At 67.9% G+C, this 2,644-nt stretch carries 2 protein-coding genes; one reads left to right on the top strand and one right to left on the bottom strand.

Annotation, left to right across the window (positions count from 1 at the left end):
- Positions 1-253: 253 nt before the first annotated feature.
- The gene (gene rpsT, locus AADR41_RS41855; RefSeq protein WP_124717766.1) at positions 254-520 is read right to left on the bottom strand and encodes a 30S ribosomal protein S20; all 267 of its coding nucleotides are present in this window, start codon (positions 518-520) and stop codon (positions 254-256) included.
- Between the two features lie 215 nt (positions 521-735).
- Here rpsT and lepA point away from each other — a divergent pair, with 215 nt between their 5' ends.
- Positions 736-2,610: a translation elongation factor 4 gene (gene lepA, locus AADR41_RS41860; protein WP_342287692.1), complete on the top strand. Its 1,875-nt coding sequence runs from the start codon at positions 736-738 to the stop codon at positions 2,608-2,610.
- The last annotated feature ends 34 nt before the right edge of the window (positions 2,611-2,644 follow it).

Below are 2,644 nucleotides of genomic sequence, written 5' to 3' on the forward strand. Positions count from 1 at the left end.
CCTGAGCCCTGACCCGCCCCATCGCTGAACGCCGCCCCGCCTCGCCCCTGAACGCCGACCCGAGACCGGACCAGTCCGTGCATGCCGCAGGCCCCGGTCCTCGCTCTGGGGAGAGCCGAGGCCGGGGCCTGTGGTTCAAGCTTGGTGCGCCGCACCCGCGTGGCGAACGCAGGTTCGGTGTGCGGCGCGGGGTGCCGGTCAGGAACGGGAGAGAGGGCCCGCTGGGTCCGTCCCGGCGATCACATCAGAATGCTCAGCCCTGGAGGGAGGCAACCTTGGAGGCCAGCGCCGACTTCTTGTTGGCGGCAGCGTTCTTGTGGATGACACCCTTCGAGACGGCCTTGTCGAGCGCGCGGGAGGCGTCGCGAGCGGCCGTGGTGGCCTTCTCGACGTCACCGGCGGCGGCAGCCTCACGGGCCTTGCGGATAGCGGTCTTGAGCGAGGACTTGACGGCCTTGTTGCGCAGGCGCGCCTTCTCGTTCGTCTTGTTCCGCTTGATCTGGGACTTGATGTTCGCCACGAAAGAGCCTTTTCAGGTTCGTTGGATCTTCGATGTGCACCCCACGGCCTGAGAGAGTCGCGAGGCACAGCTGTCAACGGTACCAGCCCCACTCCGACCGGCCCAAACCGGTCTCCGCCCCGCAACCATGGGACGATGGAGGCTACGTATCGATCCGACCGACCCGACATCGACCCGAGACACGGCGTTCGGCGTCTCAAGAATCAGGACCCTGCGTGCCCGCGACTCCTACCAACGTGCCCGAGCCGAGCCGTACCGACCCGGCGCTGATCCGCAACTTCTGCATCATCGCGCACATCGACCACGGCAAGTCGACCCTTGCCGACCGGATGCTCCAGCTGACCGGTGTGGTCGACCAGCGGCAGATGCGTGCTCAGTACCTCGACCGGATGGACATCGAGCGCGAGCGCGGCATCACCATCAAGTCCCAGGCGGTGCGGCTGCCCTGGGCGCCCACCACGGGCGAGGGCCAGGGCAGCACCCATGTCCTCAACATGATCGACACCCCGGGCCACGTGGACTTCACCTACGAGGTCTCCCGTTCGCTCGCCGCCTGCGAGGGCACGGTCCTGCTGGTCGACGCCGCGCAGGGCATCGAGGCCCAGACCCTGGCCAACCTCTACCTGGCGATGGAGAACGACCTCACCATCGTCCCGGTGCTCAACAAGATCGACCTGCCGGCCGCGCAGCCCGAGAAGTTCTCCGAGGAGCTGGCCAACCTCATCGGCTGCCAGCCGGAGGACGTGCTCAAGGTCTCCGCGAAGACCGGCGTCGGCGTGGACGCGCTGCTCGACCGGGTGGTCAGGGACGTGCCGGCCCCGGTCGGCCAGGCGGACGCCCCCGCCCGCGCGATGATCTTCGACTCGGTCTACGACTCGTACCGCGGCGTCGTCACGTACGTCCGGGTGGTCGACGGCCAGCTCAACAAGCGCGAGCGCATCCGGATGATGTCCACCGGCGCCACCCACGAGCTGCTGGAGATCGGGGTCTCCTCCCCGGAGATGACCCCGGCCGACGGTCTCGGCGTGGGCGAGGTCGGCTACATCATCACCGGTGTGAAGGACGTCCGGCAGTCCAAGGTCGGTGACACCATCACCTCCCTGAACAAGGGCGCGACCGAGGCGCTGGGCGGCTACAAGGACCCCAAGCCGATGGTGTTCTCGGGGCTGTACCCGCTGGACGGATCGGACTACCCGGACCTGCGCGAGGCGCTGGACAAGCTCCAGCTCAACGACGCCGCCCTGGTGTACGAGCCGGAGACCTCCGCGGCCCTCGGCTTCGGTTTCCGCGTCGGCTTCCTCGGACTGCTCCACCTCGACGTGATCCGGGAGCGGCTGGAGCGCGAGTTCGGCCTCGAACTCATCGCCACCGCCCCCAACGTGGTCTACCGCGTCGACATGGAGGACGGCACCGAGCACACCGTCACCAACCCGAGCGAATTCCCCGAGGGCAAGATCGACAAGGTGCACGAGCCCGTCGTGCGCGCCACGGTCCTGGCCCCCAGCGAGTTCATCGGCGCGATCATGGAGCTCTGCCAGCAGCGGCGCGGCACCCTGCTCGGCATGGACTACCTCTCCGAGGACCGGGTCGAGATCCGCTACACCCTGCCGCTCGCCGAGATCGTCTTCGACTTCTTCGACCAGCTGAAGTCCAAGACCCGGGGCTACGCCTCGCTCGACTACGAGCCCACCGGCGAGCAGACCGCCCAGCTCGTCAAGGTCGACATCCTGCTGCACGGCGACAAGGTCGACGCGTTCTCCGCGGTCACCCACAAGGACAAGGCGTACGCGTACGGCGTCCGGCTGGTCGCCAAGCTGCGCGAGCTGATCCCGCGGCAGAACTTCGAGGTGCCGATCCAGGCAGCCATCGGCTCCCGGGTCATCGCCCGTGAGACCGTCCGCGCCATCCGGAAGGACGTCCTCGCCAAGTGCTACGGCGGTGACATCTCCCGTAAGCGGAAGCTGCTGGAGAAGCAGAAGGAGGGCAAGAAGCGGATGAAGATGGTCGGCAATGTGGAGGTGCCGCAGGAGGCCTTCATCGCCGTGCTGTCGACGGACGAGTCCGGCGGCGAGGGCAAGGGCAAGAAGTAGCCCGCCGCCCCACCCCCCGGTGACAGCCCCGGGC

The organism is Streptomyces sp. CLV115 (assembly GCF_038448545.1).
Classification (GTDB): Bacteria; Actinomycetota; Actinomycetes; order Streptomycetales; family Streptomycetaceae; genus Streptomyces; species Streptomyces sanglieri.